We start from the raw sequence: 26950 nt of genomic DNA, 5'->3' as shown, positions 1-26950 counted from the left end.
CCGCGGATTCCGCGGCCCGGCCCCCCCTTTCACGTGCGCGGTGTGCGGCTACGACTCGATCAGGCTCTTGGGGCGCATGTCGGTCCAGTTGGCCTCGATGTGGTCCAGGCACTCCTGGCGGGCGCCGGGGCTGTGGACGACGGTCCAGCCGGCCGGGACCTCGGCGAAGCCGGGCCACAGGCTGTGCTGTCCCTCGTCGTTGACCAGGACGGAGTAGACGCCCTCGGGGTCGTCGAACGGGTTGCTCATGCGGGGTTCTCCTCTGTTGTGTGCAGGGGGTCGGCGGTCGATCCTGTCGTGTGCAGGGGGTCGGCGGTCAGCGCCCGGGCGCGGTCCACCAGGGCTTCCAGCATCCGGAACCAGGTCTCGGCGAGATCCCGGACGGCCTCCTCGGCCAGCACCTCGGAGGCGTAGGACCAGGAGGCGACGAGTTCCGGCCCCGCGGGCCGGTCCTCGGTCAGCGCGTTGACGGTCAGGGCGTGGGACATCGGCATCCGCGGATCGTCGCCCAGCTCCGCCGCCTCGCCCTCGGCCGCCCACGACCAGTCCGTCGCCTCGGGGACGCCGAAGCGGCCGAGGTAGTTGAACTGGATCTGCGGCCCCGGCTGCCGGGCCAGCTCGGGCCCGGTCACCGGGTTCAGGTACCGCAGCAGGCCGTGGCCGACGCCCGCCGCAGGCAGGGCGGCCAGCTGCTCCCTGATCCGGGACACGGCCCCGTCGAGCGCGGGCCCGCCGGCGAGCGCGTCGGCCAGGTCCACCGCGCCCGGGTCCAGCCGGACCGGGACGACGCTGGTGAACCAGCCGACCGTGCGCGACAGGTCGGCCTCGCCCGCCAGCTCCGCCTCGCGGCCGTGCCCCTCCAGGTCCACCAGCACCGAGCCGCCGTGCCCCGGCCCGGCCGTCCGGCGGCGCCGGTCGGCCACCGCCAGTGCCAGGGCGGTCAGCAGCACGTCGTTGACACCCGCCCCGAAGGCGGCGGGCACCCGGCCCAGCAGCGGCGCCGTACGGTCGGCGGGCAGGGTGAGGGACAGCTGCCGCGAGGTGGCGGCGACGTCCCGCGCCGGGTCGAGGGCCCGCGCCGTCAGCGGCGGGTCCCCGCCTTCCAGGATCGAGGTCCACAGCGGCAGCTCGTCCTCGCGGGCCGGGTCCGTGGCACGCTCGCCGAGCAGTTCCGCCCAGCGGCGGAACGGCAGGCCGACCGGCGCCGGCGTCACGGGCCTGCCGGCCTCGACGTCCTGCCAGGCGGCGGCGAGGTCGGGCAGCAGGATCCGCCAGGACACGCCGTCCACCGCCAGGTGATGGATCAGCAGCAGCAGCCGTCCGGGGCGCTCCCGTCCCGCGTCGAACCAGACCGCCTGCAGCATGTCGCCGGCGTCCGGGTCGAGGCGGGAACGGGCCGCGCGGGCGTGCTCGGCGACCGCCGCGCGCAGCTCCGCCTCGCCGGCCGCGGCCGTGTCGACCCGGACGAGCCGGGAGGCCGCCTCCACCGTGCCCGGGGCGGGCACCCGCAGCGACCACCGCTCGGCGCCGTCCCCGGCGGGGCGGGGTGCGGCGGGGGTCCTCTCCAGGCGGGCGCGGAGCATGTCGTGCCGGTCCATGACGGCCTGGAGCACGGACCGGAGCCCGGTCTCGTCCACCGCCGCGGGGATCCGCAGCAGCGCCGCCTGGTGGTAGCCCCGGATCGGGCCGCCCCGCTCGCGCAGGGCGTGCATGATCGGGGTCAGCGGGACCGTGCCCGTGCCGTCGCCGGATGCCCGCTCCTCCGTGTCGGGGACCGGCGCGCCGGCGACGGCGGCCAGGGCGGCGGCGGTGCGATGCTGGAAGACCTGACGTGGAGTGATCTTCAGGCCCGCCGCGCGGACCCGGCTCACCAGCCGCATCGCGACGATGCTGTCACCGCCGAGGGCGAAGAAGTCGTCGTCGACGCCGGTCCGGGCCAGGCCGAGCACCTCGGCGAAGATCGCGGACAGGGCGCGCTCGGCGTCGTCGGCGGGCTCACGGCCGCCGTCGGTGGCCGTGAAGTCCGGCGCCGGGAGCGCCCTGCGGTCGAGCTTGCCGTTGGACAGCAGCGGCAGCCTGTCCAGGATCACCACCGCCGCCGGGACCATGTAGTCCGGCAGGGCGGTCCCGGCGTGGGCGCGCAGGGCGGCCGGGTCCGGGGCCGCGGCGTCCTCGGCCGGGACCACGTAGGCGACCAGTTGCTTGACCCGGGGCCGGTCCTCGCGGGCGACCACCACGACCTGGGCGACGGACCCGTGCCGGTCCAGCACGGCCTCGATCTCGGCCGGTTCGACGCGGAAACCACGGATCTTCACCTGGTCGTCGGCGCGCCCGCCGTACTCCACCTGGCCGTCGGCGTTCCAGCGGGCCAGGTCGCCGGTGCGGTACATGCGGCTGCCGGCCGCGCCGAACAGGTGCCCGTAGGGGTCGGCGACGAACCGCTCGGCGGTCAGGGCCGGGCGGCCCAGGTAGCCGCGGGCCAGGCCCTCGCCGGCGAGGTACAGCTCCCCGGTGACGCCCGGCGGGACGGGCCGCAGGGCGGCGTCGAGCACGTAGACGCGGGTGTTGCCGACCGGGCGGCCGATCAGCGGGCGCCCGCTGTCCCGGACCCGGGCGGCCAGGGCGTCCACGGTGGCCTCGGTGGGGCCGTAGAGGTTGAACGCCTCGGTGGAGCGCAGGGCGGCCAGGTCGCTCCAGAGCGAGTCCGGCACCGCCTCGCCGCCGACACCGATCACGGCGAGCGGGCACCGGCCGTCCTCGATCAGGCCGAGGTCGGCCATCTGCGCGAAGAACGAGGGCGTGACCTCGATGAAGTCCAGTCCCCGCGCGCGGACGGCCGCGGCCGTCAGCTCGGGGTCGCGGCGCGTCTCGTCGTCCAGGATGTGCAGCGCGTGCCCGTCCAGCAGCCACAGCTGCGGCTGCCACGAGGCGTCGAAGGAGAACGACCAGGCGTGGCCGACGCGCAGGTGGCGGCGGCCGGTGGCGCGCCTGGCCGGGTCGTGGAGCATCCGGCGGTGGCTGTGGAAGAGGTTGACGACGCTGCGGTGGCAGACCACCACGCCCTTGGGGCGGCCCGTGGAGCCGGAGGTGTAGATGACGTACGCCGGGTGCCGCGGGTCCGGGGCGGTGGTGAGGTCGTCCCCGGGCTGCGCGGCGAGCCGCCCGGCGGTCCGGGCCGTGTCGAGCCGCAGCCGGGGCACCCTGCCGCCGGGCAGGGCGGCGGCCGGCTCCCCGGCGGTCAGGATCAGCAGGGGCCGGGCGTCCTCCAGCATGTCGAGCACCCGCCCGGCGGGCAGGTCCGCGTCGACGGGCAGGTAGGCGGCGCCCGACTTCAGCACGGCGAGGATCGCCAGGACGAAGTCCGCCGAGCGCGGCAGCGACAGGGCGATGATCCGCTCCGGCCCGGCGCCGTGCTCCACGAGCAGGCGCGCGAGCCGGTTGGCGCGCTCGTTGAGCTCGGCGAAGGTCCAGCTGACCGGGCCCGAGACGACCGCGACGGCGTGCGGGGTGGCGGCCACCTGGGCCTCGAAGAGCGCCGGGACGGTGGCGGGCGCGCCGGGCGCGGCCGGCCGGGCGGTGTCGTTCCAGGTCCGCAGGATGGTGTGGCGGTCGGCGGCGCCGAGGATGTCGACCCGGCCGGTGGGCTGCCCGGCGTCGGCCGTCATCGCCTCGAACAGGCGCACCATCGAGGCGGCCATCCGCTCGGCCGTCGCGCGGTCGAACAGGTCGGGCCGGTACTCGGCGGTCAGCACGAGGCGTTCGGCGGGCTCGACCGCCCAGGTGAACGGGTAGTGGGTCGAGTCCTGGTGGTCGTGTACGGCGGCGCGCAGCCCGTCGCCGAAGGCGTCGCCCCCGGCGTCGGGATAGGACTCGAAGACCACGAGCGTGTCGAACAGCTCGCCCAGCCCGACCCGGCGCTGGATGTCGGCCAGGCCGAGGTGCTGGTGGGCGATGAGCCGGGACTGCTCGTCCTGGAGGCGGCCGAGGAACGCCGACAGGGGTTCGTCGTCGCGGACGCGGACGCGGACCGGGACCGTGTTGATGAACAGGCCGATCATCGACTCGACGCCGTCCAGCTCGGGGGGCCGTCCGGAGACGGTCGCGCCGAAGACCACGTCGTCGCGGCCGGTGAGCCGGGACAGCAGGATGCTCCAGGCCCCCTGGACGAGGGTGTTGAGGGTCAGGCCGCGGGAGCGGGCCAGGGCCGTCAGGGCCTCGGTCAGCTCCCGGGTCAGGTGCGTGGTGTGCGTCTCGGGCACGGCCGGGGCCCGGTTCGGGTCGGCGGGCGCCAGGTGGGTGGGCGCCTCGAGGCCGTCCAGGGCCTCGGCCCACGCGGCGGCGGAGGCGTCGGCGTCCTGCCGGGCGAGCCAGGCGAGATAGTCACGGTAGGGGACCGGCGGGCCGGCGGTTCCGGCCCGGCGGGCGTACAGCTCCGACAGCTCGCCCATCAGCCGCGGCAGCGACCAGCCGTCCAGCAGCAGGTGCTGGTGCGACAGTGCCAGGCGGTGCCGGCCGGGCCCCAGGCGGACCAGCATCAGCCGCAGCAGCGGCGGCTCGGCCGGTGTGAAGCGGCGCCGTTCCTGGGCGAGACAGCCGGCCCACCGGGCCTCCCGGGCCGCCTCGTCCAGCTCCGAGAGGTCCACCTGGCGCCAGGGCAGGGTGACCGTACGCGGGACGACGGCCACCGGGCGGCCGGAGGGCAGGTACCGGAAGCCCGCGCGGAGGTTTTCGTGCCGGTCGAGCAGCGCCTGGCCGGCCTCGCGCAGCCGGGCCGCGTCCAGCGGGCCGTCGATCTCGTAGGACACCTGCACCGTGTAGACGTCCGGCCCGCCGTCGCCGGAGTCGAAGGAGGCGTGGAACAGCAGGCCGGCCTGGAGCGGCGTCAGCGGCAGGATCTCGGCGGCGTCCGGCATCCCGGCGCGCTCGTCGTCGGTGAGCGTGACCAGCGCGGCGGGCGCGGCCGTGCCGCCGGTGGCCTCCGGCGCGCCGGCGACCGCGGCCAGCGCGGCGGCCGTCCTGTGCCGGAAGACGTCCCGGGGGCTGATCACCAGCCCGGCCGCCCGGACCCGGCTGACCAGCTGCATGGCGACGATGCTGTCACCGCCGAGGGCGAAGAAGTCGTCCTCGGCGCCGACCCGTCCGAGGCCCAGGACGGCGGCGAACAGCTCGCACAGCAGCTCCTCGCGCGGGGTGCGCGGGAGGGTGTCGCTCACCTCGGCCGCGAAGTCGAAGGCCGGCAGGGCCCCGCGGTCGAGCTTGCCGTTCGGGGTGAGTGGAAGGGCCTCCAGGGTGACGAAGGCGGCCGGGACCATGTGCTCGGGCAGCGCGGCGCCGGCGTGCTCGCGCAGGGCCGCGCCGCCGGGGGCCGCCCGGCCGGGGGCCGGGACGACGTAGGCGATCAGCCGCTGCTCGCGGACGGCCACCGCGGCGTGCGCCACCGCCTCGTGGCGGGACAGCACCGCCTCGATCTCCCCGGGCTCGATCCGGAAGCCCCGGATCTTGACCTGGTCGTCGGCCCGGCCGAGGAACTCCAGTTTCCCCTCCCGGTCCCACCGCGCCAGGTCACCCGTGCGGTACATGCGCGTGCCGGGCCCGCCGTACGGGTCGGCGACGAACCACTCGCCGGTCAGCCCGGGGCGGCCCAGATATCCCCGGGCGAGCTGGACTCCCGCCAGGTACAGCTCCCCGGCCACTCCCGGCGGCACCGGGCGCAGCGCGGCGTCCAGCACGTACGCCCGGGTGTTCCACACCGGCCGGCCGATCGGGACCGGGCCGGTCCCGGGCAGGACCCGGGCGGCGGTCACGTCGACGGACGCCTCGGTCGGCCCGTACAGGTTGTGCAACTCGGCGGGGAGCACGGAGTGGAAGCGGGAGGCGAGGTCGGCGGGGAGCGCCTCGCCGCTGCACATCACCCGGCGCAGCCCCGGGCAGCGCGCGGCGCCCGGCTCCGCCAGGAACGCCCGCAGCATCGACGGCACGAAGTGCACGGTGGTGACCCGCTCGTCCCGGATCAGCCCGGCCAGGTACGCCGGGTCCTTGTGCCCCTCCGGCCGGGCCACCACCAGCGTCGCCCCGGTGATCAGCGGCCAGAAGAACTCCCACACCGACACGTCGAAGCTGGAGGGCGTCTTCTGCAGCACGCGGTCCTCGGCGGTCAGGCCGTAGGCGTCCTGCATCCACAGCAGCCGGTTGACGATGCCCTCGTGCGGCACCACCACGCCCTTCGGGCGGCCGGTGGAGCCGGAGGTGTAGATCACGTACGCCGGGTGCCGGGGATCGTAGGAGCCGGGCAGCTCTCCCGGCGGGCCGTCGGGCAGCCCGTCCCGCAGCACGCAGACCGGGTGCGCGTCCTCCAGCATGAACGCGACGCGCTCGCGCGGGTAGCCGGCGTCCAGCGGCAGGTAGGCCGCGCCCGTCCGGTGCACCGCCAGCAGCGCGACCACCAGTTCCACCGAGCGCGGCAGCGCCACCGCCACCGTGCGCTCGGGGCCGGCCCCCATCCCGGCCAGCGTCCGCGCCACCCGCTCGACCTCGGCGTCCAGCTCCGCGTAGGTCAGCCGCCGGCCGCCGGCGACCAGGGCGAGCGCCTCCGGCGTCCGCGCCGCCTGGGCGGCGAACAGCTCCGGCAGGGTGATCGGCGCCACCGCCCGCGCGGTGTCGTTCCACTCTCCGACGACCAGCCGGCGCTCGCGCTCCTCCAGCACCTCCAACCGGCGGACCGGCAGGTCGGGGTCGGCGACCACCTGCTCCAGCAGCCGCAGCAGCCGCCCGGCGAGCTGTTCGACCGTGCCGTGGTCGAACAGGTCGGCGCTGTACTCGATCCAGCCCTGGATGCCGTCGCCCTCCCCCCGCTCGACGAAGTCGAAGCTCAGGTCGAACTTCGCGCTCTCCTGGCCGAGCGGCTCGGGCCGCACGGTCAGCCCCGGCAGGTCGGGGGTGCCGCCCGGGCCGGTCAGGTAGACGGCCATCACCTGGAACAGCGGGTGCCTGGCCAGCGAACGGGCCGGGTTGACCGCCTCCACCAGCCGCTCGAACGGCAGGTCCTGGTGCTCGTAGGCGGCCAGGTCCGTCTCGCGCACCCGCGCCAGCAGTTCGGCGAAGGTCGGCCCGCCGGACAGGTCGGTGCGCAGCACCAGGGAGTTGACGAAGAAGCCGACCAGGTCCTCCAGGCTCTCGTCGGCGCGTCCGGAGATCGGCGCGCCGAGCGGGATGTCCTCCCCCGCGCCCAGCCGGTGCAGCAGCGTGGCCACGGCCGCCTGGGCCACCATGAACATGCTGACACCGTGGGCGCGGGCGAGCCGGCGCATACCGCGCTCCAGCTCGGGGCCGAGCGACAGGCCGACCGCCCCACCGCGGTGGCTGCTCTGCTGGGGACGCGGCCGGTCCGCCGGGAGCGCCAGCTCCTCGGGCAGGCCGGCCAGGGTCTGCCGCCAGAAGGCGAGCTGGCGGGCCTGCGGGCTGTGCGGGTCGTCGCCGTCGCCGAGCAGGTCGCGGTGCCAGAGGGTGTAGTCGGCGTACTGGAGCGGCAGCGGCGCCCACCGCGGCGCGTGACCCTCGTGACGGGCCCGGTAGGCGGTGGACAGGTCGCGCAGCAGCGGCCCGTCCGACCATTCGTCACCGGCTATGTGGTGGACCACCAGCAGCAGCACGTGCTCCTGCGGCGCCACCTGGAAGATCCGGGCCCGCAGCGGCGGTTCGCGGTCGAGTTCGAAGCCCTGCCCGGCCGCCTCGGCCAGCCGTCCGGGGAGGTCCGCCTCCGCGACCTGCTCGGCGCGGATGTCGATGCGGACCCGGTGCGGGTCCAGGACGACCTGATGGGCGCGCCCGTCCCGCTCGGGGAAGACCGTGCGCAGGCTCTCGTGCCGGACCGCCACGTCCTGTACGGCCGCCGCCAGGGCGTCCGGGTCCAGCGGGCCCGACAGCCGCCAGGCCGTCGGGATGTTGTAGGTGGCGCTCGGACCCTCCAGCCGGTACAGGACCCACAGCCGCTGCTGGGCGGACGACAGCGGCAGCGGCTCCGGCCGGACGGCGGGGGTGGGAGCGGGCACGCCGCCCCGCCCCTCCCGCAGCCGCCCGGCGAGCCGGGCGACGGTGGGGGCCTCGAAGACCGCGCGGAGGCCGACCTCGGCGCCCAGCGCCGAGCGGATCCGGCTGACCAGCCGCATCGCCAGCAGGGAGTGGCCGCCGAGGGCGAAGAAGTCGTCGTCGACGCCCACCTGCGCGGCCCCCAGCACGGCGGCGAACAGCTCGCACAGGATCTCCTCGCGGGCGTCGCGGGGGCGCCGCCCGGAGGTGGGGGCCGCCGGGTCCGGGGCGGGCAGCGCGCGGCGGTCCAGCTTGCCGCTGATCGACCTCGGCAGGGCGGGGAGTTCCACGAAGGCCGCCGGCACCATGTGCTCGGGCAGCGCGGCGGCGACGTGCGCGCGCAGCTCGGCGGGGGCGGCGCTCCGGCCGGACGGCGGGACCGTGTAGGCCACCAGCCGCCGCGCGCCGGGGCTGTCCTCGCGGACCGCCACGGCGGCCTGCGTCACGCCGGGGTGGGCGCGCAGCACCGCTTCGATCTCGCCGAGCTCGATGCGGAAGCCGCGCAGCTTCACCTGGTCGTCGGCCCGGCCGAGGAATTCGAGGGCGCCGTCGGCGCGGCGGCGCACCAGGTCGCCGGTCCGGTACATACGACCGCCGGGCGCGCCGTACGGGTCGGCGACGAACCGTCCGGCGGTCAGCCCGGGGCGGCCCAGGTATCCGCGGGCCAGTCCCTCCCCGGCCAGGTAGAGCTCGCCGGGCACCCCGACGGGGACCGGGCACAGCGTGCCGTCCAGCACGTGGGCGCGGGTGTTGGCCAGCGGGGCCGCCCAGGGCCGCGGCCGCTCCGGGCCGCCGCTGTGCCAGCCGTAGGCGTCGACGGCGCACTCGGTCGGCCCGTACAGGTCGTGGACCACCGTGCCGGGCAGCGCGCACAGCCGCTCCCAGAGCGGGGCGGGGGTGGCCTCGCCGCCCACCGCGATGACCCCCGGGCGGTACCGGCCGGGGTCGAGGAAGCCGTGGTGGACCAGTTCCTGCAGGTAGGTGGGGGTGAGGTCGACGAAGTCGATGCGTTCGTCCGCCAGGTAGGCCAGCAGCGCCGCCGGGTCGGTCATGGTGGCCTCGCCGACGACGTGCAGCTGGTGTCCGGCCAGCAGCCAGAGCAGCGGTTCCCAGGAGCCGTCGAAGCTGAAGGACGCGGCGTGCACCGCGCGCAGCACCTCGCGGCCGGCGGCCCGGCCGGCTGGGCCGATGAGGTCCTCGTGGTGGGAGCCGAACAGGTTGCTCAGCCCGCGGTGGGTGCCGAGCACGCCCTTGGGCCTGCCGGTGGATCCGGAGGTGTAGATGACGTAGGCGGCGGCCGACGGCAGCGGGCGGGCTCCGGGGAGGGGCGGGCGGTCGCCGGAGGGGCGCTCCGGCTCCCCGGTGGCCGGCGGGGCGTCGAGCAGCAGCGTCTCCACTCCCCCGGCGGGGAGCGCCGGGGCGATGGCCGTGGTGGTGAGCACGCAGACCGGTGCCGCGTCGCCGAGCATGTACTCCAGCCGTCCGGCCGGGTAGCCGGGGTCGAGCGGGAGGTAGGCGGCGCCGGCGGCGAGCACCCCGAGGATCGCCGGCACCATCTCGGCCCGGGGCAGGGCCAGGCCGACCACGCTCTCGGCGCTCACCCCGCGGCGCAGCAGCAGCCGGGCGACGCGGTCGACCCTGGCCGACAGCTCGGTGAAGGTCAGCCGGCCGTCGCCGGTGACCAGCGCCACCTGGTCACCCCGGACCCGGACGGCCTCGGCGAACAGCTCGGGGACCGTGCGCCGCTCCACCGGTCGCGCGGTGTCGTTCCAGGCGCCGCGGGACGCCCGGCGCTCCTCCTCGGTCAGGACGGGCATCCGGCTGATCGGCCGGTCCGGCTCGGCGGCCAGCCGGTCCAGCAGGGCCACGGTCCGCTCGGCCAGCGCCCGGGCCGTCCCCGGGTCGGCGAGGTCGGCGGCGTACTCCAGCAGCAGCAGGACGCGGTCCTCGCCGGCGTGGTCGACGAAGGTGAAGTCCAGGTCGAACTTCGCGGTCCGGATCCGGGTCGGCCACCACTCGGTGGGCAGGCCGAGCACCTGCGGATCGCCGTCGGGGCGGTAGTGGTAGCCCAGCATGACCTGGAACAGCGGGTTGCGGCCCGGCACGCGCGGCGGGTTGAGCGCCTCCACCACCCGCTCGAAGGGCAGGTCCTGGTGCTCGAAGGCGGCCAGGTCGGCGTTCTTGACCCGGGTCAGCAGCTCGGTGAACGTCGGGTCGCCGGACAGGTCAGCGCGGAGCACCAGGGTGTTGACGAAGAAACCGACCAGGTCGTCCAGGGCGCTGTCGGTGCGCCCGGCGATCGGCGCGCCCAGCGGGATGTCGGTGCCCGCCCCCATCCGGTGCAGCAGGGCGGCGACCCCGGCCTGCAGCAGCATGAACATGCTGGTGCCCGTCTCGGCGCACATGGCGCGCAGCGCGCGGACGGTGCCGGCGGGCAGCTCCGCGCGCACCGTTCCGCCGCGGCCGGTCGGCTCGGCGGGACGGGGCCGGTCGAGCGGCAGCGGGATCTCCTCCGGCAGGCCGGACAGCGTCCCGGCCCAGAAGGCGAGCTGCCGCGCGCCCTCACTGCCGGGGTCGGCGGGCTCGCCGAGGAGCCGCCGCTGCCAGAGGGTGTAGTCGGCGTACTGCACCGGCAGCGGCGCCCACTGCGGCGCCCGGCCCTCGCGGCGGGCCCGGTAGGCGGTGCCGAGGTCGGCGAGGAACGGCCGGTCGGACCACTCGTCGGTGGTGACGTGGTGCAGCACGATCGCCACCACGTGGTCGTCCGGGGCCACCCGGAACACCTCGGCCCGGAGCGGGAGCTCGGTGCCCAGGTCGAACGGCCGGGCGACCGCGGCGCCGATCCGCGCGTCCAGCTCCTCCCGCGGGCAGTCCTCGACGGTGAGGCGCGGCTCGGCCTCGGCGGCGGGCAGGACCATCTGGTACGGCTCGCCCTCGTGCTCGGCCAGGACGGTGCGCAGCGCCTCGTGACGGCCTGCCACGTCGCGCAGCGCCTGGTGGAGCGGGCCGGTCTCCAGCGCGCCGCGCAGCCGGAAGACCAGCGGGAAGTGGTAGGCGTCGCCGCCGCTGAGCCGCTCGGCCAGCCACAGCCGCCGCTGCGCCGGGGAGAGCGGGACGCGCTCGGGGCGCCGGCCCGCCGGCCCGACGGCCGGGCGGGCCGGGCGGCCGGCGTCCGCGCGCCCGGCCAGCAGCGCGGGCGTCGGCGCTTCGAACAGGTCGCGGATGGCCAGTTCGGCGCCCAGCTCCGTGCGGGCCCGGCTGATGAGCCGGGTGGCGAGCAGCGAGTGGCCGCCGAGGTCGAAGAAGTCGTCCTCAGCGCCGGTCTGGGGCAGGCCGAGGACCTCGGCGAAGAGCCTGCAGAGCACCTCCTCCCGGGGGGTCCGCGGACCGCGTCCGCCGGTCGGCGCCACCGCCGCTCCGGCGTCGGGCAGCGCCCGTACGTCGAGTTTGCCGTTGTCGTTCATGGGCAGCCGGTCGAGGGTGACGAAGGCGGCCGGCACCATGTAGTCGGGCAGCCTCCGCCGGAGGTCCTCGCGTAGCAGGCGCACCAGGCCGTCGGCCTCGCGTGCCGCCGTCGGGGTGCCGGCGTACGGGGGCGTGCCGCCGCCCGGCCGGTACAGGCCCGCGGTGATCCGGAACTCCTCCCGCACGAGGACGGCCTCGTAGCGGCCCGGCTCGCGCGACCAGGTGGTGAGGAGCCGGTAGCCCTCCTCGGCCCCGAGCGCGTGCAGCGACTCGGGCTCCACTCCCCCGGTCACCGCGGCGCCGGGCTCACTGGCGGCGCGGGCGTCGGGGATCCCGGTCACCCGCAGCCGCTCCGGCCGCCGCTCGCGCAGGTGGCGGGCGAGGTCGCCGGTCCACTCCAGCACCGGCTCGTCGCCGAGCCGGAGGTCGGCCTCGCCCTGGTGGAGGACGACGTCGTAGCGGTGGCGGGACAGCTCGTTGTGGTGGGTGCCGCGCTTGGTGCGCAGGTCGACGCCGAGCCCCAGGGTGGTGAAGTAGTCGGGGTCGACGAGGAGTTCCTTCTCCAGCGCGAGGCCGCGCTCGACGGCCCGGCGGACCTGCTCGGGGTCGGCGTCCCGCCCGGCGCGGGTGAGCTGGACGGCGGTGTGGAAGGCGCGGGCCGTTCTCAGGTTCCGCACGTCGCCGACGAACAGGGCGCCGTCCGGCGTCAGCAGCCGCATGGCGCCCCGGATGACCTCCGTCAGATGGTCGACGCTCGGGAAGTACTGGACGACGGAGTTGACGACGATCGTGTCGAAGTAGCCGGTGGGCAGTCCTTCGGTCACGTGGGCGGGCTGGCAGCGCAGCTCGACCCTGGCGGCCAGCCCGGGGTCGCGCCGCAGGTCCTCGCCGAGCTTGCGGATCACGGGGGCGGCGAAGTCCGTCGCCCAGTACGCCTCCGCCTCGGGGGCCAGGCGTGACAGCAGCAGGCCGGAGCCGACGCCGATCTCCAGGATCCGGCGCGGGCGCAGCTCCCGGATACGGGCGACGGTCTGCTCGCGCCACTCGCGCATGTGCTCGACCGGGATGGGCCGCCCGTCGTAGCTGCTGTCCCATCCGGCGAAGTCCTCGGTGAAGACGGCGGTGCCGATCTGCTCGTACTCGTCGGTGTAGATCTCCCGCCACTCGCCGATCCGCTCCCGCTCGGCCGACTCCCGTTCCTGCCCGGTGGGCCCGGCGGGGACGAGGTAGCCGATGAGGCGCTGGGTGCCGGGGGCGGCGGGGTCGTCGCGGGCGATGACGGCGGCCTGGGCGACCCGGGGGTGCTGGGCCAGGGCGGTCTCGATCTCGCCCAGCTCCACCCGGTAGCCGCGGATCTTGACCTGGTCGTCGGTGCGGCCCAGGAAGTCCATGTTGCCGTCGGCGCGGCGGCGCACCAGGTCGCCGGTGCGGTACATGCACTCGCCCGGCCCGCCGTACGGGTCGGCGACGAACCGTTCGGCGGTCAGACCCGGCCGGCCGAGGTAGCCGCGGGCCAGGCCGACGCCGGCGATGTACAGCTCGCCGGGGACGCCGTCGGGGACGGGGCGCAGCCAGGCGTCCAGGATGTGGGCCCGGGTGCCGCGGATGGGGCGGCCGACGGTGGGGGTGGGGCTGTCGTCCGTGCCGCCGCCGAGGGTGTTGATGGTGTACTCGGTGGGGCCGTAGAGGTTGTAGCCGTAGGTGCCCTCGGTGTCGCGGAGCCGGTTCCAGACCGCCTCCGACACCGCTTCGCCGCCGAGCAGCACCAGCGGCGGGCGGTGGCCCTCCAGCAGCCCTTCCTCGATCAGCAGGTGGGCGTAGGTGGGGGTGACGTTGACGACGTCGATGCGGTGGCCCTCGCAGTAGGCGACCAGGGCCACCGCGTCGCGCCGCAGCTCCTCGTCGCAGATGTGCACCTCATGCCCCTCGACCAGCCAGAGCAGCTCCTCCCACGACATGTCGAAGGCGAAGGAGACCGTGTGCGCGATGCGCAGCCGGCGCCCGCCGGCCGAGGCGACGGCCGGCGCGAAGATCTCCTTCTGGTGGTTGAGCTGCATGTTGGTCAGGCCGCGGTACGGCGTGACGACCCCCTTGGGCCGTCCGGTGGATCCGGAGGTGTAGATGACGTACGCCGGGTGCTCCAGGCTGAAGCGGGGGCGGTCGGCCTCGGTGACCGGACCGCCGGGGAGCCCGGCCAGCTCCCCGGCCACCGCCGGGTCGTCGAGCACGACGCGCGGGACGTCCGGGACGCCGCCCGCCAGCCGGGCGGCGACGGCGGCGGTGGACAGCAGCGCCACCGGCCGGGCGTCGGCGAGCATCATCGCGAGCCGGTCGTCGGGGTGGTCCAGTTCCAGCGGCAGGTAGGCGGCGCCGGTGCGCAGCACGGCGAAGAGCGCGACGACCATGTCGATGGAGCGCGGCAGGCCGAGCGCGACGACCTGCTCCGGCGCCGCGCCTTGCGCGAGCAGCAGCCGCGCCATGCGGTTGATGCGGGCGTCCAGCTCGGCGTAGGTGAGGCTGCGGTCGCCGAAGACGAGCGCGGTCGCGCCGGGGGTGCGGGCGGCCTGGGCGGCGAGCAGGTCGGCGATGGTCTCCCGCGGGGCGGGCACGCGGCCGGCGGCCCACTCCCGTTCCAGGGCGGCGCGCTCGGCGGGCAGCAGCGGGTCGATGCCGCCGACGGGCGCCGCCAGGTCGCGCGTCAGCCGTTCCAGCAGCAGGGCGAAGCGCTCCAGCAGGGCCTGGGCCCGCGGGCGGTCGATGACGTCGGGCCGGTGGGCGAGGGTGATCCGGATCCGCTCCCCCGGCGTGACGATGAGGTTGACCGGGTAGTGGGTGGCGTCGACGTTGGCCACGGCGGTGGCGCCGTGCCGCTCCGACAGCTCCGCCAGCCGCTCCTCGGTGTCGCTGTTGCGCAGCACGAAGAGGGTGTCGAACAGCTGCCGGTGGCCGGTCTCGGCCTGCAGGACGCCCAGGCCGAGATACTCGTACGGCATCAGGGCCAGGCGCTCGCCCTGGACCCGCCGCAGCAGGTCCAGCACCGGCTCGGCCGGGTCGAAGGCGATGCGGGCGGGGACGGTGTTGAGGAACATGCCGATGACGTTCTCGACGTCCGGCACCTCGCTCGGCCGGCCCGCGACCGTCGTGCCGAAGACGACGTCGGTGCGGCCGGTGGCGCCGGCCAGCACCAGGCCCCAGGCGGTGTTGAGCACCGTGTTGAGGGTCAGGGCGTGCCGGCGGGCGCTCTCGCGCAGCCGCTGCCCCAGCTCGGCGGGGAGGACGGTCTCCAGGCTCTCCGGGATGACCGGTTGCCGGCCCTGGTCCGCGGCGGCGAGCAGGGTGGGCTCCTCCAGCCCGTCGAGGGCGGCGCGCCAGGCGCGGGTCGCGATCCCGGTGTCCTGTGCCTCCAGCCAGGTCAGGTAGTCGCGGTAGGAGCCAGGGCGCGGCAGCCCGCGCGCGTCGCCGCCGCTCTCGTACAGCGCGAAGAGCTGGTCGAGGAAGAGCCAGGCGGACCAGCCGTCCCACAGCAGCAGGTGCCGGCCGACGACGAGCCGGTCGCCGCGGTCCGCGCCGAGGCGGATCAGCAGCATCCGGAAGAGCAGCGGCCGGGCCAGGTCGAACCTGCGGGTCCGCTCGGCCTCCATCAGCTCGCGCAGCCGCGCGTCCTGCCCGGCGGCGGGCAGCCCGGACAGGTCGACCTCTTCGAGCGGTATCTCGGGGTCGGCGACGATGAACTGCACCGGCCGGCGCAGGCCGTCGCTGGTGAAACCGGCGCGCAGGCTGGGGTTGCGGGCCAGCAGCGCCCTGGCCGCGGCGCGCAGGCGATCGGCGTCGACACGGGCGGCGAAGTCGAAGGACTCGTGGACGGTGTAGACGTCCAGGGCGCCGTCGTCGTAGGTGGAGTGGAAGAACAGGCCCTCCTGGAGGGGGGCCAGCGGCCAGATGTCCTCCACGGCGCCGCCGCCGAGGCGGCGGACGCGCTCGGTCTCCTCCTCGGTCAGCTCGAAGGCGGAGCTCAGGTCACGGGCCGCGGCGGCGACCGGCGTGGCGGCCGCCGCCGCGGCGGCGGCGGCGGCCAGCCCGGCGGGGGTGCGGTGCTCGAAGACGTCGCGGGGGCTCAGGTCCAGGCCCGCCCGGCGGGCGCGGCTGGAGACGCCGATCGAGGTGATGCTGTCGCCGCCGAGCATGAAGAAGTCGTCGTCGACCCCGATCGCGTCGAGCCTGAGCACCGCGGCGAAGATCTCGGTGAGGGCGCGCTCGCGCCCGTCGCGCGGGGCGCGGGCCTCGGCCCGCGCCGTCCGGGGGGCGGGGAGCGCGTCGCGGTCGAGCTTGCCGCTGGGGGTCAGCGGCAGGGCGTCGAGCTCCACGTACGCGTCGGGGACCATGGGCGCGGGCAGCTCCGCGGCGAGAGTGGCCCGCAGCGCGGTCGGGTCGAGGGGGCGCCGCCCGTCGCCGGCGGGGACGACGTAGGCGACGAGCGCCGTCCCGTGGACGGCCACCGCCGCCTGGGCGACGGCGGGCAGGCCGGTCAGGGCGGCCTCGATCTCGCCGGGTTCGATGCGGTTGCCGCGCAGCTTGACCTGCCGGTCGGTGCGGCCCAGGTATTCGACGGTGCCGTCCTCGCGGCGGCGCACCAGGTCGCCGGTGCGGTACATGCGGCCGCCCGCCGGGCCGTACGGGTCGGCCACGAACCGCTCGGCGGTCAGGCCGGGCCTGATGTGGTAGCCCCGGGCGAGCTGTACGCCGGTCAGGTACAGCTCGCCGGGCACGCCGGCCGGCACCGGGCGCAGGCAGGAGTCCAGCACCCGCAGCCCGGTGTTCCACACCGGGCGGCCGATGGGCACGGTGGTGTCGGCGGAGCCGTCGCAGACGTGGTGGGTGACGTCGACGGCGGCCTCGGTGGGCCCGTACAGGTTGTGCAGCGGCACCGCGGTGAGCGCCCGCCAGCGTGCGGCGGCGGCGCCGGGCAGCGCCTCGCCGCTGCTGAAGACGCGGCGCAGCGGGGCGGCCCAGGACGGGTCGGCGGTAACCTCGTCGGCCCGCAGGAATGCCTCGAGCATCGACGGCACGAAATGCATCGTCGTGACGCGCTCCCGGCCGATGAGCCCGGCCAGGTACGACGGGTCGCGGTGGCCGTCGGGCCTGGCGAGCACCACGGCGGCGCCCTCGCACAGCGCCCAGAAGAACTCCCAGACGCTCACGTCGAAGCCGGCGGGCGTCTTCTGCAGCACCCGGTCGTCGGCGCGCAGCCCGTACTCGCCCTGCATCCACGCCAGCCGGTTGACGATGGCGCGGTGAGTGACGACGACCCCCTTGGGCCGTCCGGTGGACCCGGAGGTGTAGATCAGGTAGGCCGGATCGTCCGGCCCCGCGGCCGCCGGGGCGGGGTCCGTGCGCCGGCCGCCGCCGTCCGGGGTGTCCGAAGTATCCGGGGCGTCCGGCACGTCCGGGGTGTCAAGGACGAGCAGGGTGTCGAGCGTTTTCGGGGTGTCCGGCACGTCTGGGATGTCCGGGGTGTCCGGGGTGTCCGGGGTGTCGAGGACGAGCGGGGCCGGCCCGCCGGTCCGGGGCAGCCGCGAGGCCGCGGCGGCGGTCGTCACGACCGTCCTCGCGCCGGAGTCGGCGAGCATGTACGCCACGCGGTCGGCCGGGTAGTCCAGGTCGAGCGGCAGGTAGGCGGCGCCGGACTTCAGCACGCCGAGCAGGGCGACCATCAGCTCCGCCGAGCGCGGCACGGCGACCGCGACGATCCGTTCCGGGCCCGCGCCGCGGGCCCGCAGGCGGCGGGCCAGCGCCTCGGCGCGGGTGTCCAGCTCCTCGTAGGTGAGGCTCTCCCCCTCGTGGACGACCGCCGTGGCCCGCGGGGTGCGCGCCGCCTGGGCCTCGAAGGCGGCGGCCAGGGTGGTCGCGGGGACGTCCCGCTCCTCCCCCTCCTGCTGCGCCCGCCCCAGCTCCTCGCCGGACAGCAGGTCGACGCGGGCGGCGCGCTGCCCGGGGTCGGCGGCCAGGGCCCGGAGGATCCGGACCAGCCGGTCGGCGATCCGCTGGACGCGCTCGCCGTCCAGCCGCTGGGTGTGGTGCTTCAGGCGCAGGTCGAGCCGGCGGCCCGGCTTGACGATCAGGGCGAGCGGGTAGTGGACGGTGTCGTGGAACTCGTGGCCGGTGATCCGGACCGTGCCCGAGGGGTCGGCCAGGCCGGTGCCGGCCGGGTAGTTCTCGAAGACGACGAGGGTGTCGAACAGCTCGCCGCCCCCGACGAGCCCGGCGATGCGCTGGAGTTCGGCGAGGCCGAGGTGCTGGTGGTCCAGGAGACCGGCCTGCTCGTGCTGGAGCCGGTCCACCAGCTCGGCGAGGGTGTCGGCGGGCTGCCACCGGAAACGGGTCGGCAGGGTGTTGATGAACAGGCCGACCATGGACTCGATGCCGTCGACCTCGGCGTCACGGCCTGAGACCGTGGTGCCGAAGACCACGTCCTGGCGGCCGGTCAGCCGCCCGAGGAGCAGGCCCCAGGCGCTCTGGACGATCGTGCCGAGGGTCACCCCGTGCTCCCTCGCGCGGGCCGCGAGCCGGGCGGTGACCCGCTCGGGCAGCTCGACGCGGATCTGCCCGGTCCGCAGCGGCGCGCCGCCCGCTGGGACGTCGACCAGGCGGGTCGGCCCGTCGAGCCCGGTGAGCGCGGTCCGCCAGGCCGCGCGGGCGGCGTCGCGGTCGGCCGCCGACAGGCGGCGCAGGTACTCGCGGTAGGGGGCCGGCTCGGGCAGCGCGGCGGGGACGGTCCCGTAGGAGGCCATCAGCTCGCGGTGCAGCACCGGCAGCGACCAGCCGTCCGCCACGATGTGGTGGAACGTCAGCACCAGGAGGCCGCGGTCGTGCCCGAGCCGTACCAGCGCGCAGCGCACGAGCGGCGGCCGGGCCAGGTCGAAGCGGCGGGCGCGCTCGTCGGCCGTGACGGCGTCGACGAGCGGGCGCTGCGCCTCACCGTCCCGCCCGGACAGGTCCACCTCTCGCCAGGGCAGTTCCAGCCGCCCGGCGACGATCTGAACCGGCCGGCCGTCCGGGCGCCGGCGGAAGCAGGCGCGCAGCGGGGCGTGCCGGTCCAGCAGCCGCTGGGCGGCGCGGCGCAGGGCCTCGCCGTCGACCGGGCCGGCCAGCTCGACGACCTGCTGGACGACGTAGGCGTCGCCGTCCGAGCCGTCCACGAGGGAGTGGAAGAAGAAGCCCTCCTGGAGCGGGCTGAGCGGCAGCAGGTCCTCGACGGCGACCGGGTGCCCGCCCTGGACCTCGGCGAGCTCGTCCGCCGTGAGCCGGACGAGCGGGAGGCCGTCCGCGGCGTCCCGGAGGGCGTCCCCGGCGTCCCGGGGGTCGGCGCGATCCACCGCGACCCGGGCCAGCGCGGCGACCGTGCGGTGCCGGAAGACGTCCCGGGAGGTGAGCTGCACCCCGGCCCTGCGGGCGCGGATGAGCAGTTGGATGGCGATGATGCTGTCGCCGCCGAGGGCGAAGAAGTCGTCGTCGACGGAGACCGACCCCAGACCCAGCACCTCGGCGTACAGCGCGCACAGCAGTTCCTCGCGGGCGTCGCGCGGGGCGCGTCCGGAGCTGAGGGCGGCGTAGTCGGGGGCCGGGAGCGCGGCGCCGTCGAGCTTGCCGCTCGGGGTGACCGGGAGCCGGACAAGGGGGACGAAGGCGGAGGGGATCATGTACTCGGGCAGCCACCCGGCCGCGTACGAGCGCAGGGCCTTCATCAGGCTGGTGACGTCCCGGAACGGCGCGGGCCGGTTGGCGTGCGGGAAGCCGCCGGCCGGGCGGTACAGGCCGCCGGACGGCGTGTCCCCGACGGCGAAGACCACATCGAGGGCGCCGTCGTCGGCGTGGCCGTTCCAGGTGACGGTCACGCGGTAGCCGTGCCGGGCGCCGAGGGCGTGCAGCGTCTCGGGGTCGGCGCCGCCGGTCCGGGCGGCGGGACGGCTGCTGTCCTCGAGGGCGCCCAGTGCGGCGAGGTCCTCGGCGAGCCGGACGTTGGGCACGCCGGTGACCCGGAGCAGGGTGGGGCGGCCGGTCAGGCGCGCGTCGAGCGCGTCCAGGCCGTCGAGGCCATCGAGGTCGTCGAGGTCGGCCCAGCGGATCTCCTCCCCGCCGGGCTCGGCCCGGCCGGCCTCCTCCGGCCCCGGGCCGGCCCGGCCGGTATCCTCCCCGCCGAGCTCGGTCCCGCCGGCCTCCTCCGGATCCGGGGCGGCCCGGCGGGTCTCCTCCGCGTCCACCGGGGCCGGCGCCCCGGCGCCGCCCGGCACGGTGGCGGCGGTGGCGGTGTCCCGCTTGCGCAGCACCACGTCGTAGCGGTAGCGGGTCAGCTCGTTGTGGCAGGTGCCGCGCTTGACGCGGATGTCGGCCTCGAAGTCCTCCAGCGCCGCGAAGAAGTCGGGGTCGAGCAGCAGCTCGCCCTCCCACGCCACGGACCGCTCGACAGCCGCCCGCAGGGCCTGCTTGTCCTGCGGGTCGGCGCCGCGCCGGGTCTCGACGGCCGCCCGCAGGCAGCGCAGCAGGCGCAGGTTCCGCACGTCGCCGACGAGCACCCGGCCGCCGGGGGCCAGCAGCGTCCCGGCCTTGTGCAGCACGTCGGCCAGGTAGGCGGCGCTCGGGAAGTACTGGGCGACGGAGTTGACGACGACGGTGTCGAAGAAGCCCTCGGGCAGCCCGGTGACGTCGTGGGCGGGCTGGGCGCGCAGCTCCACCCGGGTGGCCAGGTCCGCCACCGCGTCGACCTGGCCGCGCAACGCCCGTACCGCCTCTTCGGAGAGGTCGGTGCCCCAGTAGGTCTCGCAGCCGGGCGCGACGCGGGAGAGGATGAGCCCGCTGCCGACGCCGATCTCCAGCACCCGGCGCGGCCCCAGTTCCTCGATGAGGCCGACCGTGGCCTCCCGCCACTGCCGCATCTCCTCCACCGGGATGGGCAGGCCGTCGTACATGCTGTTCCAGCCCGCGAAGTTCTCCTGGAAGCCCTCGGCGCCGGCGGCGGAGTAGAGCAGCTCGTGCAGGCCCTTCCACTCCTCCACCTGCCCGGTCTCGTCGTGGCCCGCCCCGGCCTCCAGCGACGGGACGACGTAGGCGGCCAGCCGCCGGTCTCCGGGCCGGTCCTCGCGGACCACGACCGTGACCTGGTCCACGGCCGGGTGCCCCCGCAGCACGGACTCGATCTCGCCGGGCTCGATCCGGAAGCCGCGGATCTTCACCTGCGAGTCGGCGCGGCCGAGGAACTCCAGCCGCCCGTCGGGCTTCCAGCGCACCAGGTCACCCGTGCGGTACAGCCGTTCCCCCGGCGCCCCGAAGGGGTCGGCGACGAACCGCTCGGCGGTCAGGCCCGGCCGCCCGAGGTAGCCGCGCGCCAGCCCCGCGCCACCGAGGTACAGCTCGCCCGTGGCCCCGGCGGGGACGGGTTTGAGACGGCTGTCGAGCACGTAGGCCCGGGTGCCCGGGTCGGGGCCGCCGATGGGCACGATGGAGCCGGAGGGGATGTCGGGGTCGCACAGGCCGAGGGTGGAGTTGGTGGTCGCCTCGGTCGGGCCGTAGGCGTTGAACATCATCCGGCCGCGCGCGTAGCGGCCGACCAGCTCGGGCGAGACGCGTTCGGTGCCGGCCAGCAGGGTGGCGGCGGGCGGCAGCAGGACGTCGTCCGGCATGGCGGCCAGCAGGGCCGGGGGCAGGATCATGAAGGTGACGCCGTTGGCGTTGGCGTAGTCGGCCAGCGGCGCGCCGGGCACCCGGCGCTCGGCCGGCGCGACGACGAGGCGGCCGCCGGAGAGCAGGCCCAGGCACAGGTCCCAGAAGGCCACGTCGAAGCCGGGCGAGGCGAACTGCAGGACACGGCTGTCGGGCCCGACGCCGAATCGCTCGCTCTGGGTGGCCACCAGCTTGGCGACGCCCGCGTGGGACAGCACGACGCCCTTGGGGCGGCCGGTGGAGCCGGAGGTGTAGATCACGTATGCCGCGTTGAGGACCGACAGCGGTCCCCGGTCGGCCGCCGTCGGGTCGTGGTCCGGGCGGGCGGACAGCTCCCGCTCCGTCTCCGGCGCGTCGAGGACCAGCGGCTCCGTGCCGGCGTGCCCGGGGATGTCGGCCACCGTGTCGGCGGTGGTGACCAGGCAGACGGGCGCGGCGTCGGCCAGCATGTAGGCGACGCGGTCGGCCGGGTAGTCGGTGTCCAGCGGCAGGTAGGCGGCGCCGGACTTCAGGACGGCCACCTCGGCGACGATCAGCTCGGCCGACCGGGGCAGGGCGAGGGCCACCACCCGTTCGGGCCCGGCGCCGCGGGCGATCAGCGCGTGGGCCAGCCGGTTGGCGCGCTCGTCCAGCTCGGCGTAGGTGAGCGAGACGTCCTCGAACACGAGGGCGACGGACTCCGGCCGCCTGCGGACCTGCTCGGCGAACATCTCCGGCCAGGTGAGCGGCGGGACGGAGTGGCCGGTGTCGTTCCATTCGACGAGGATCCGGTGCCGTTCCCCGGCGCCCAGCAGCTCCAGCTCGCCGACGGGGGTCTCCGGCCGGGCCAGGCCGTCGGCCAGCAGCGTCTCGTAGTGGCCCAGCAGCCGATCGACGGTCGCGGCCTCGAACAGGTCCGGGCGGTAGGTCGCCCGCGCCTGTCCCGCCGAGACGTCCACGGACACATCCAGCGGGCCGGCGCTCTCCCCCGCCGTGGCGCCGGTGCCGAAGCCCACGTTGAACAGCAGCCCGCCGCCGCGGGTGGGTTCCGGCCGCAGCTCGGCCACGAGAGCGGACAGCGGGAGCCGGTGCGCCCGCGCCTGCTCGCAGGCGTCGGCCACGCGCCGGACCAGCTCGCCGAAGCTCATCTCACCGCTCAGCCCGACGCGGACCGGCAGCCCGTCGTAGCCGACGCTGACGTCCGCCGCGCCCGCGTAGCGGTGCAGCAGCGCGACATACGCGGCGAGCAGGGACGCCTCGGGCGCGGCGACGGCGAGCGCGCGGCTGCGCGTCCGGCGCTCCTCGGCGGGCAGCAGCGGATAGGGGAAGTCGACCGGAAGGGCTGTTTCCTGCGGGAGCGGAGCGAGCTGCCGGCGCCAGTACGCCACCGCCTCATCAGCCGTCGCTTCTTCGATAGCAGACACAGTCGACCGCGCCTCCCAAGCTGTACGGAACCGGCTCAACCGAGCCGCGACCGCCACATACTAAGGTAAGCATTACCTAAATTAGTAGACCCTCACAAAGAGGGGATCAACCACACTGGACGTTAAAGTTAAGGTCTGCCTAACCTAAGGAAGTCGCAAAGTGGAGACAGCTCGATGATCCGTGGCGAGGGGCTCCGCCCGGCCCTCCTCGTGGCGCTGCTCGGCGCCCTCCTCGTCGCACTCTGCCTGCTGTCGATCGCGCTCGGCGCTCTGAGCATCCCCCTTGACCAGGTCATACGGACGCTGTCCGGCCACCCGCACAGCCGGCTCATCGAGAACGTCATCTGGTCGGTGCGCGTGCCGCGCACCGCGCTGGGGCTCACGGCCGGCGCCGCCCTCGGGCTGTCCGGCGCGCTCATGCAGGCGCTGACCCGCAACCCGCTCGCCGACCCCGGCCTGCTGGGCGTCAGCGCCGGCGCGGCCTTCGCGATCGTGCTGTCGGTCGCGGTGCTCGGGATCGGCTCGCTGCTCGGCTACATCTGGTCCGCGTTCGCGGGCGCGCTCGTCGCCAGCGTCCTGGTCTTCCTGCTGGGCAAGCTGGGACGCTCCGGCCTGACGCCGGTCAAGCTCGCCCTCGCCGGGGTCGCCGTGACCGCACTGCTGACCTCGCTCACCAGCGCCGTCGTGCTGACCGACCCGGACGCGCTCAACCGCTACCGCTTCTGGTCGGCCGGCTCGCTCGCCGGTCAGGACGGCGACGCGGTGCTCCGGATCCTGCCGTTCGTCGCCGCCGGCGCGGTGCTCGCGCTGGCCTGCGCGCCCACACTCAACAGCCTGGCCCTCGGCGACGACGTGGCCGCCTCGCTGGGGCGGCGGCTCGGTCTCGTACGGCTCCAGGGCGTGGCCGCGGTCACCCTGCTGACCGGCGGGGCGGTGGCGGTCATCGGCCCGGTCGTCTTCCTCGGGCTGGTGGTCCCGCACATCGCCCGGGTCCTCGCCCAGTACGCCGGCCTGGGGCCCGACCACCGCTGGCTGCTGCCGCTGTCGGCGGTGCTCGCCCCCTGCCTGCTCCTCGTCGCGGACATCGCCGGACGGCTCCTCGCCCGGCCCGCCGAGATCCAGGCCGGGGTCCTGGTCGCCTTCATCGGCGGCCCGTTCTTCATCGCCATGGTCCGCCGCCGTCGTCTCGCGGAGGTGTGAACGTGGCCCGCCCGTCGTCCCCGCGCCCCTGGCGGATCTCCCCTCACCCCGGCGACACGGTCCCGGCCCGCTCCCACCGGACCTTCCGGCTGGCCGTACCACCCGTCTCCGGGATCCTGCGGCCCCGGCTGGTCACGGTGTGCGCGGCGCTCGCCGCCGCCGTCTTCCTGGTCTTCTGCTGGGGGATCTCGGTCGGCGACTACCCGATCGGCCTGCCCGCCGTGATGAGGGCACTGGCCGGCTCCGGCGACCCCGGGACCCTGATCGTCGTCCGGGAGCTGCGGCTGCCGCGCGCCGTGGTGGGGCTGCTGGTCGGCATCGCCTTCGCCGTCTCCGGCGCGCTGTTCCAGACGATGACCCGCAACCCGCTGGCCAGCCCGGACATGATCGGCCTCATCGAGGGCGCCGGCACCGCCGTGGTCGCCGGCATCGTGCTCGGCTGGGACGGCGGCCTCGGCACCCAGACGCTCGGGCTGCTCGGCGCGCTGGCCACCGCGCTGGTCGTCTACCTGCTCGCCTGGAGGCGCGGCACCACCGGCTACCGGATCGTCCTGGTGGGCATCGGGATCTCGTGGATCTGCACCAGCGCCACCGACTACCTGGTGGCCGGCGGCGGACGGTTCGAGGCGCAGGCCGCCGTCGGATGGCTGGTGGGCAACCTCAACGGCCGCGCCTGGGAGCAGGCGGTCCCGCTCGCCGTCGTCATGGCGGTGCTGGTGCCGGCGGCGCTGGCGCTGGGCCGCCTGATGCGCACGCTCCAGCTCGGCGACGACGTCGCCGCCGGCCTCGGCACCCCCGTGCAGCCGGTCCGCCTCGCCGTGCTGCTGACGGGCGTCGGGCTGATCGCCTTCGGCACCGCGGCCGCCGGGCCGATCGCCTTCGTGGCACTCGCCGCGCCGCAGATCGCCCAGCGGCTGGCCGGCACCGCCTGGCCGCCCCCGGTCGCCTCGGGACTGACCGGAGCCCTGGTCGTGCTCTCCGGCGACCTCATCGCGCGCACGCTGATCTCCGGCATGGAACTGCCGGTCGGAATCGTCACCGGCGTCCTCGGCGCGCCGGTCCTGCTCTGGCTACTCATCCGCGCCAACCGCGCGGGCTCAGGAGGCTGAACGCATGTCGACCCCCGACCCGGACCTGCGGGCGAGCGGCCTGCACCTGGCGTACGACAACCGGCTGGTCGTGGAGGATCTCGACCTGGTCGTCCCGCCGGGCCGCATCACCGCCATCGTCGGCGCCAACGCCTGCGGCAAGTCCACGTTGCTGCGGGCCCTGGCCCGGCTGCTCGCGCCGCGTCAGGGGAGCGTGCGGCTCGACGGCCGCGCCCTGCAGTCCATCCCCACCAGGGAGCTGGCCCAGCGCCTGGGCATCCTGCCGCAGACGCCGGTGGCCCCCGAGGGGCTGACCGTCATCGACCTGGTCAACCGCGGCCGCTCACCGCACCAGACCTGGTGGCGGCAGTGGTCGAAGGCCGACGAGCAGGCCGTCCACGGCGCGCTGGCCGCCACCGGGATGACCGACCTCGCCGACCGCGCGGTCGACGAGCTCTCCGGCGGCCAGCGCCAGCGCGCCTGGATCGCCATGGCCGTCGCCCAGGGCACCGCGGTGCTGCTGCTGGACGAGCCGACGACCTATCTGGACCTGGCCCACCAGATCGACGTCCTGGACCTGATCACCGACCTCAACCGGCGCGAGGGCCGTACGATCGTGATGGTCCTCCACGACCTCAACCAGGCCTGCCGGTACGCCGACCACGTCATCGCCATGAAGGCCGGCCACATCGTCGCCGAGGGGGCCCCGGCCGACGTCATCACCGCGCGGACCGTGGAGGAGATCTTCGATCTGCGCTGCCAGGTCACGACCGACCCGGTCAGCGGCACACCGTTGATCATCCCGATGGGCCGCCACCACGACGCCCGGGGCGTCGGGACGGCCGCCGGGACGGCCGGCTGACCGCGCCCCCGTGCGGCGCGGCCCACCGCCGCACGGTACGGCCCACCGCCGTGCGGCGCGACCCACCACCGTGCGGTACGGCTCACCCCGCACGGTACGGCTCACCCCGTGCGGCGCGGCCCACCACCGCACGGTACGGCCCACCACCGCACGGCGCGGTTCACGGCTGCGCGGTGAGATAGCCGCCCATGGTCCGGAAGTAGTCGCCGGCCGCGTACTCCGTGCCGTCCTCGGTCCGCAGCCGCTTGACGACCAGCCCGCGCCTCCGTCCGCTCCGGGCGTCCGCGCCGGCGACGATGACCACCCCGTCCCCCTCGCGGATGAAGACGCGCCCCGGGGTGCCCCCGTAGCAGGCCTGCGACACCGCCGCCGACACGATCCGGATCCGCTCTCCGCGGTGATGGGTGAAGGCGTTGGGATACGGGTCCGACTGGGCGCGCACCAGTCGCTCCAGGTCCTCCGCCGGCCAGTCCCAGTCGATCCGGCTGTCCTCGACGGACCGCTTGTGGAAGAAGCTCGCCCTGCTGCGGTCCTGCGGGACCCACTGCGCCCGGCCGGAGGCGATCAGGTCGAGCGCGTCGCGCACGATCGGCCCGATCAGGTCGACCGTCCTGTGGAACAGGTCGGTCGCGGTGTCGCCCGGCCCCACCGGCACGGCCCGCTGCAGCACGACGTCGCCCGCGTCCAGCTCGGCGTTCATCCGGTGCGCGGTGACGCCGACCTCCTCCTCCCCGTTGATCAGAGCCCAGATCAGCGGGGAGAAGCCCGCGTACGCCGGCAGCAGCGAGTCATGGACGTTGAGCGTGCCGTGCGGCGGGGCGTCGAAGATCTCCGGCGGCAGCCAGGTCCGCCAGTTGTTGGCGACGATGATGTCCGGCTCCGCCTCGCGCAGCGCGCGCAGCAGCTCCTCGTCGTCGGGCCGGTAGCGCAGCAGCACCGGGACGCCGTGCTTGTCGGCGAGCTCTGCGACCGAGTCGTCCCAGATCTTCTCGTAGGCGTGGTCGCTCTTGGGGTGAGTGACGACGAGCACCACCTCGTGGTCGGAGTCCAGCAGGGCCTGCAGCGTGCGATGGCCCCACGTCTGGTAGCCGAACATGACGACCCGCATGGTGGATCCTCTCCTCGAAAGGGAT

The 26950-nt window shown here is 75.5% G+C and carries 6 protein-coding genes; 3 read left to right on the top strand and 3 right to left on the bottom strand.

What is annotated here, in order from left to right:
• Positions 1 to 48: 48 nt before the first annotated feature.
• Together J2S55_RS08060 and J2S55_RS08055 are read right to left on the bottom strand one after the other, a co-directional pair.
• Positions 49 to 249, bottom strand: coding sequence for an MbtH family protein (locus J2S55_RS08060; protein ID WP_306858413.1), 201 nt, complete (start codon positions 247 to 249; stop codon positions 49 to 51).
• Positions 246 to 22667: a non-ribosomal peptide synthase/polyketide synthase gene (locus J2S55_RS08055; RefSeq protein ID WP_306858412.1), complete on the bottom strand. Its 22422-nt coding sequence runs from the start codon at positions 22665 to 22667 to the stop codon at positions 246 to 248. The genes J2S55_RS08060 and J2S55_RS08055 overlap by 4 nt, the downstream gene beginning before the upstream one ends.
• A gap of 174 nt (positions 22668 to 22841) precedes the next feature.
• On the opposite strand from J2S55_RS08055, the gene J2S55_RS08050 reads away from it, so the two are divergent.
• From J2S55_RS08050 to J2S55_RS08040, 3 genes are read left to right on the top strand one after another with little or no spacing between them, the layout of a single operon-like run.
• Positions 22842 to 23867: a FecCD family ABC transporter permease gene (locus J2S55_RS08050; protein WP_306858410.1), complete on the top strand. Its 1026-nt coding sequence runs from the start codon at positions 22842 to 22844 to the stop codon at positions 23865 to 23867.
• 2 nt (positions 23868 to 23869) lie between these two features.
• On the top strand, positions 23870 to 24976 hold the full coding sequence (locus J2S55_RS08045) for a FecCD family ABC transporter permease (RefSeq protein ID WP_306858409.1): 1107 nt from the start codon (positions 23870 to 23872) through the stop codon (positions 24974 to 24976).
• A gap of 4 nt (positions 24977 to 24980) precedes the next feature.
• On the top strand, positions 24981 to 25817 hold the full coding sequence (locus J2S55_RS08040) for an ABC transporter ATP-binding protein (protein WP_306858407.1): 837 nt from the start codon (positions 24981 to 24983) through the stop codon (positions 25815 to 25817).
• Positions 25818 to 25977: 160 nt separating this feature from the next.
• On the opposite strand, the gene J2S55_RS08035 is transcribed toward J2S55_RS08040, so the two are convergent.
• Positions 25978 to 26925, bottom strand: coding sequence for a methionyl-tRNA formyltransferase (locus tag J2S55_RS08035; protein WP_306858406.1), 948 nt, complete (start codon positions 26923 to 26925; stop codon positions 25978 to 25980).
• Positions 26926 to 26950 lie beyond the last annotated feature (25 nt).

Source organism: Streptosporangium brasiliense, from assembly GCF_030811595.1.
GTDB classification, from domain to species: domain Bacteria; phylum Actinomycetota; class Actinomycetes; order Streptosporangiales; family Streptosporangiaceae; genus Streptosporangium; species Streptosporangium brasiliense.
The sequence above is the reverse complement of the archived record's forward strand: the minus strand, read 5'-3'. Positions and strand labels throughout refer to the sequence as shown.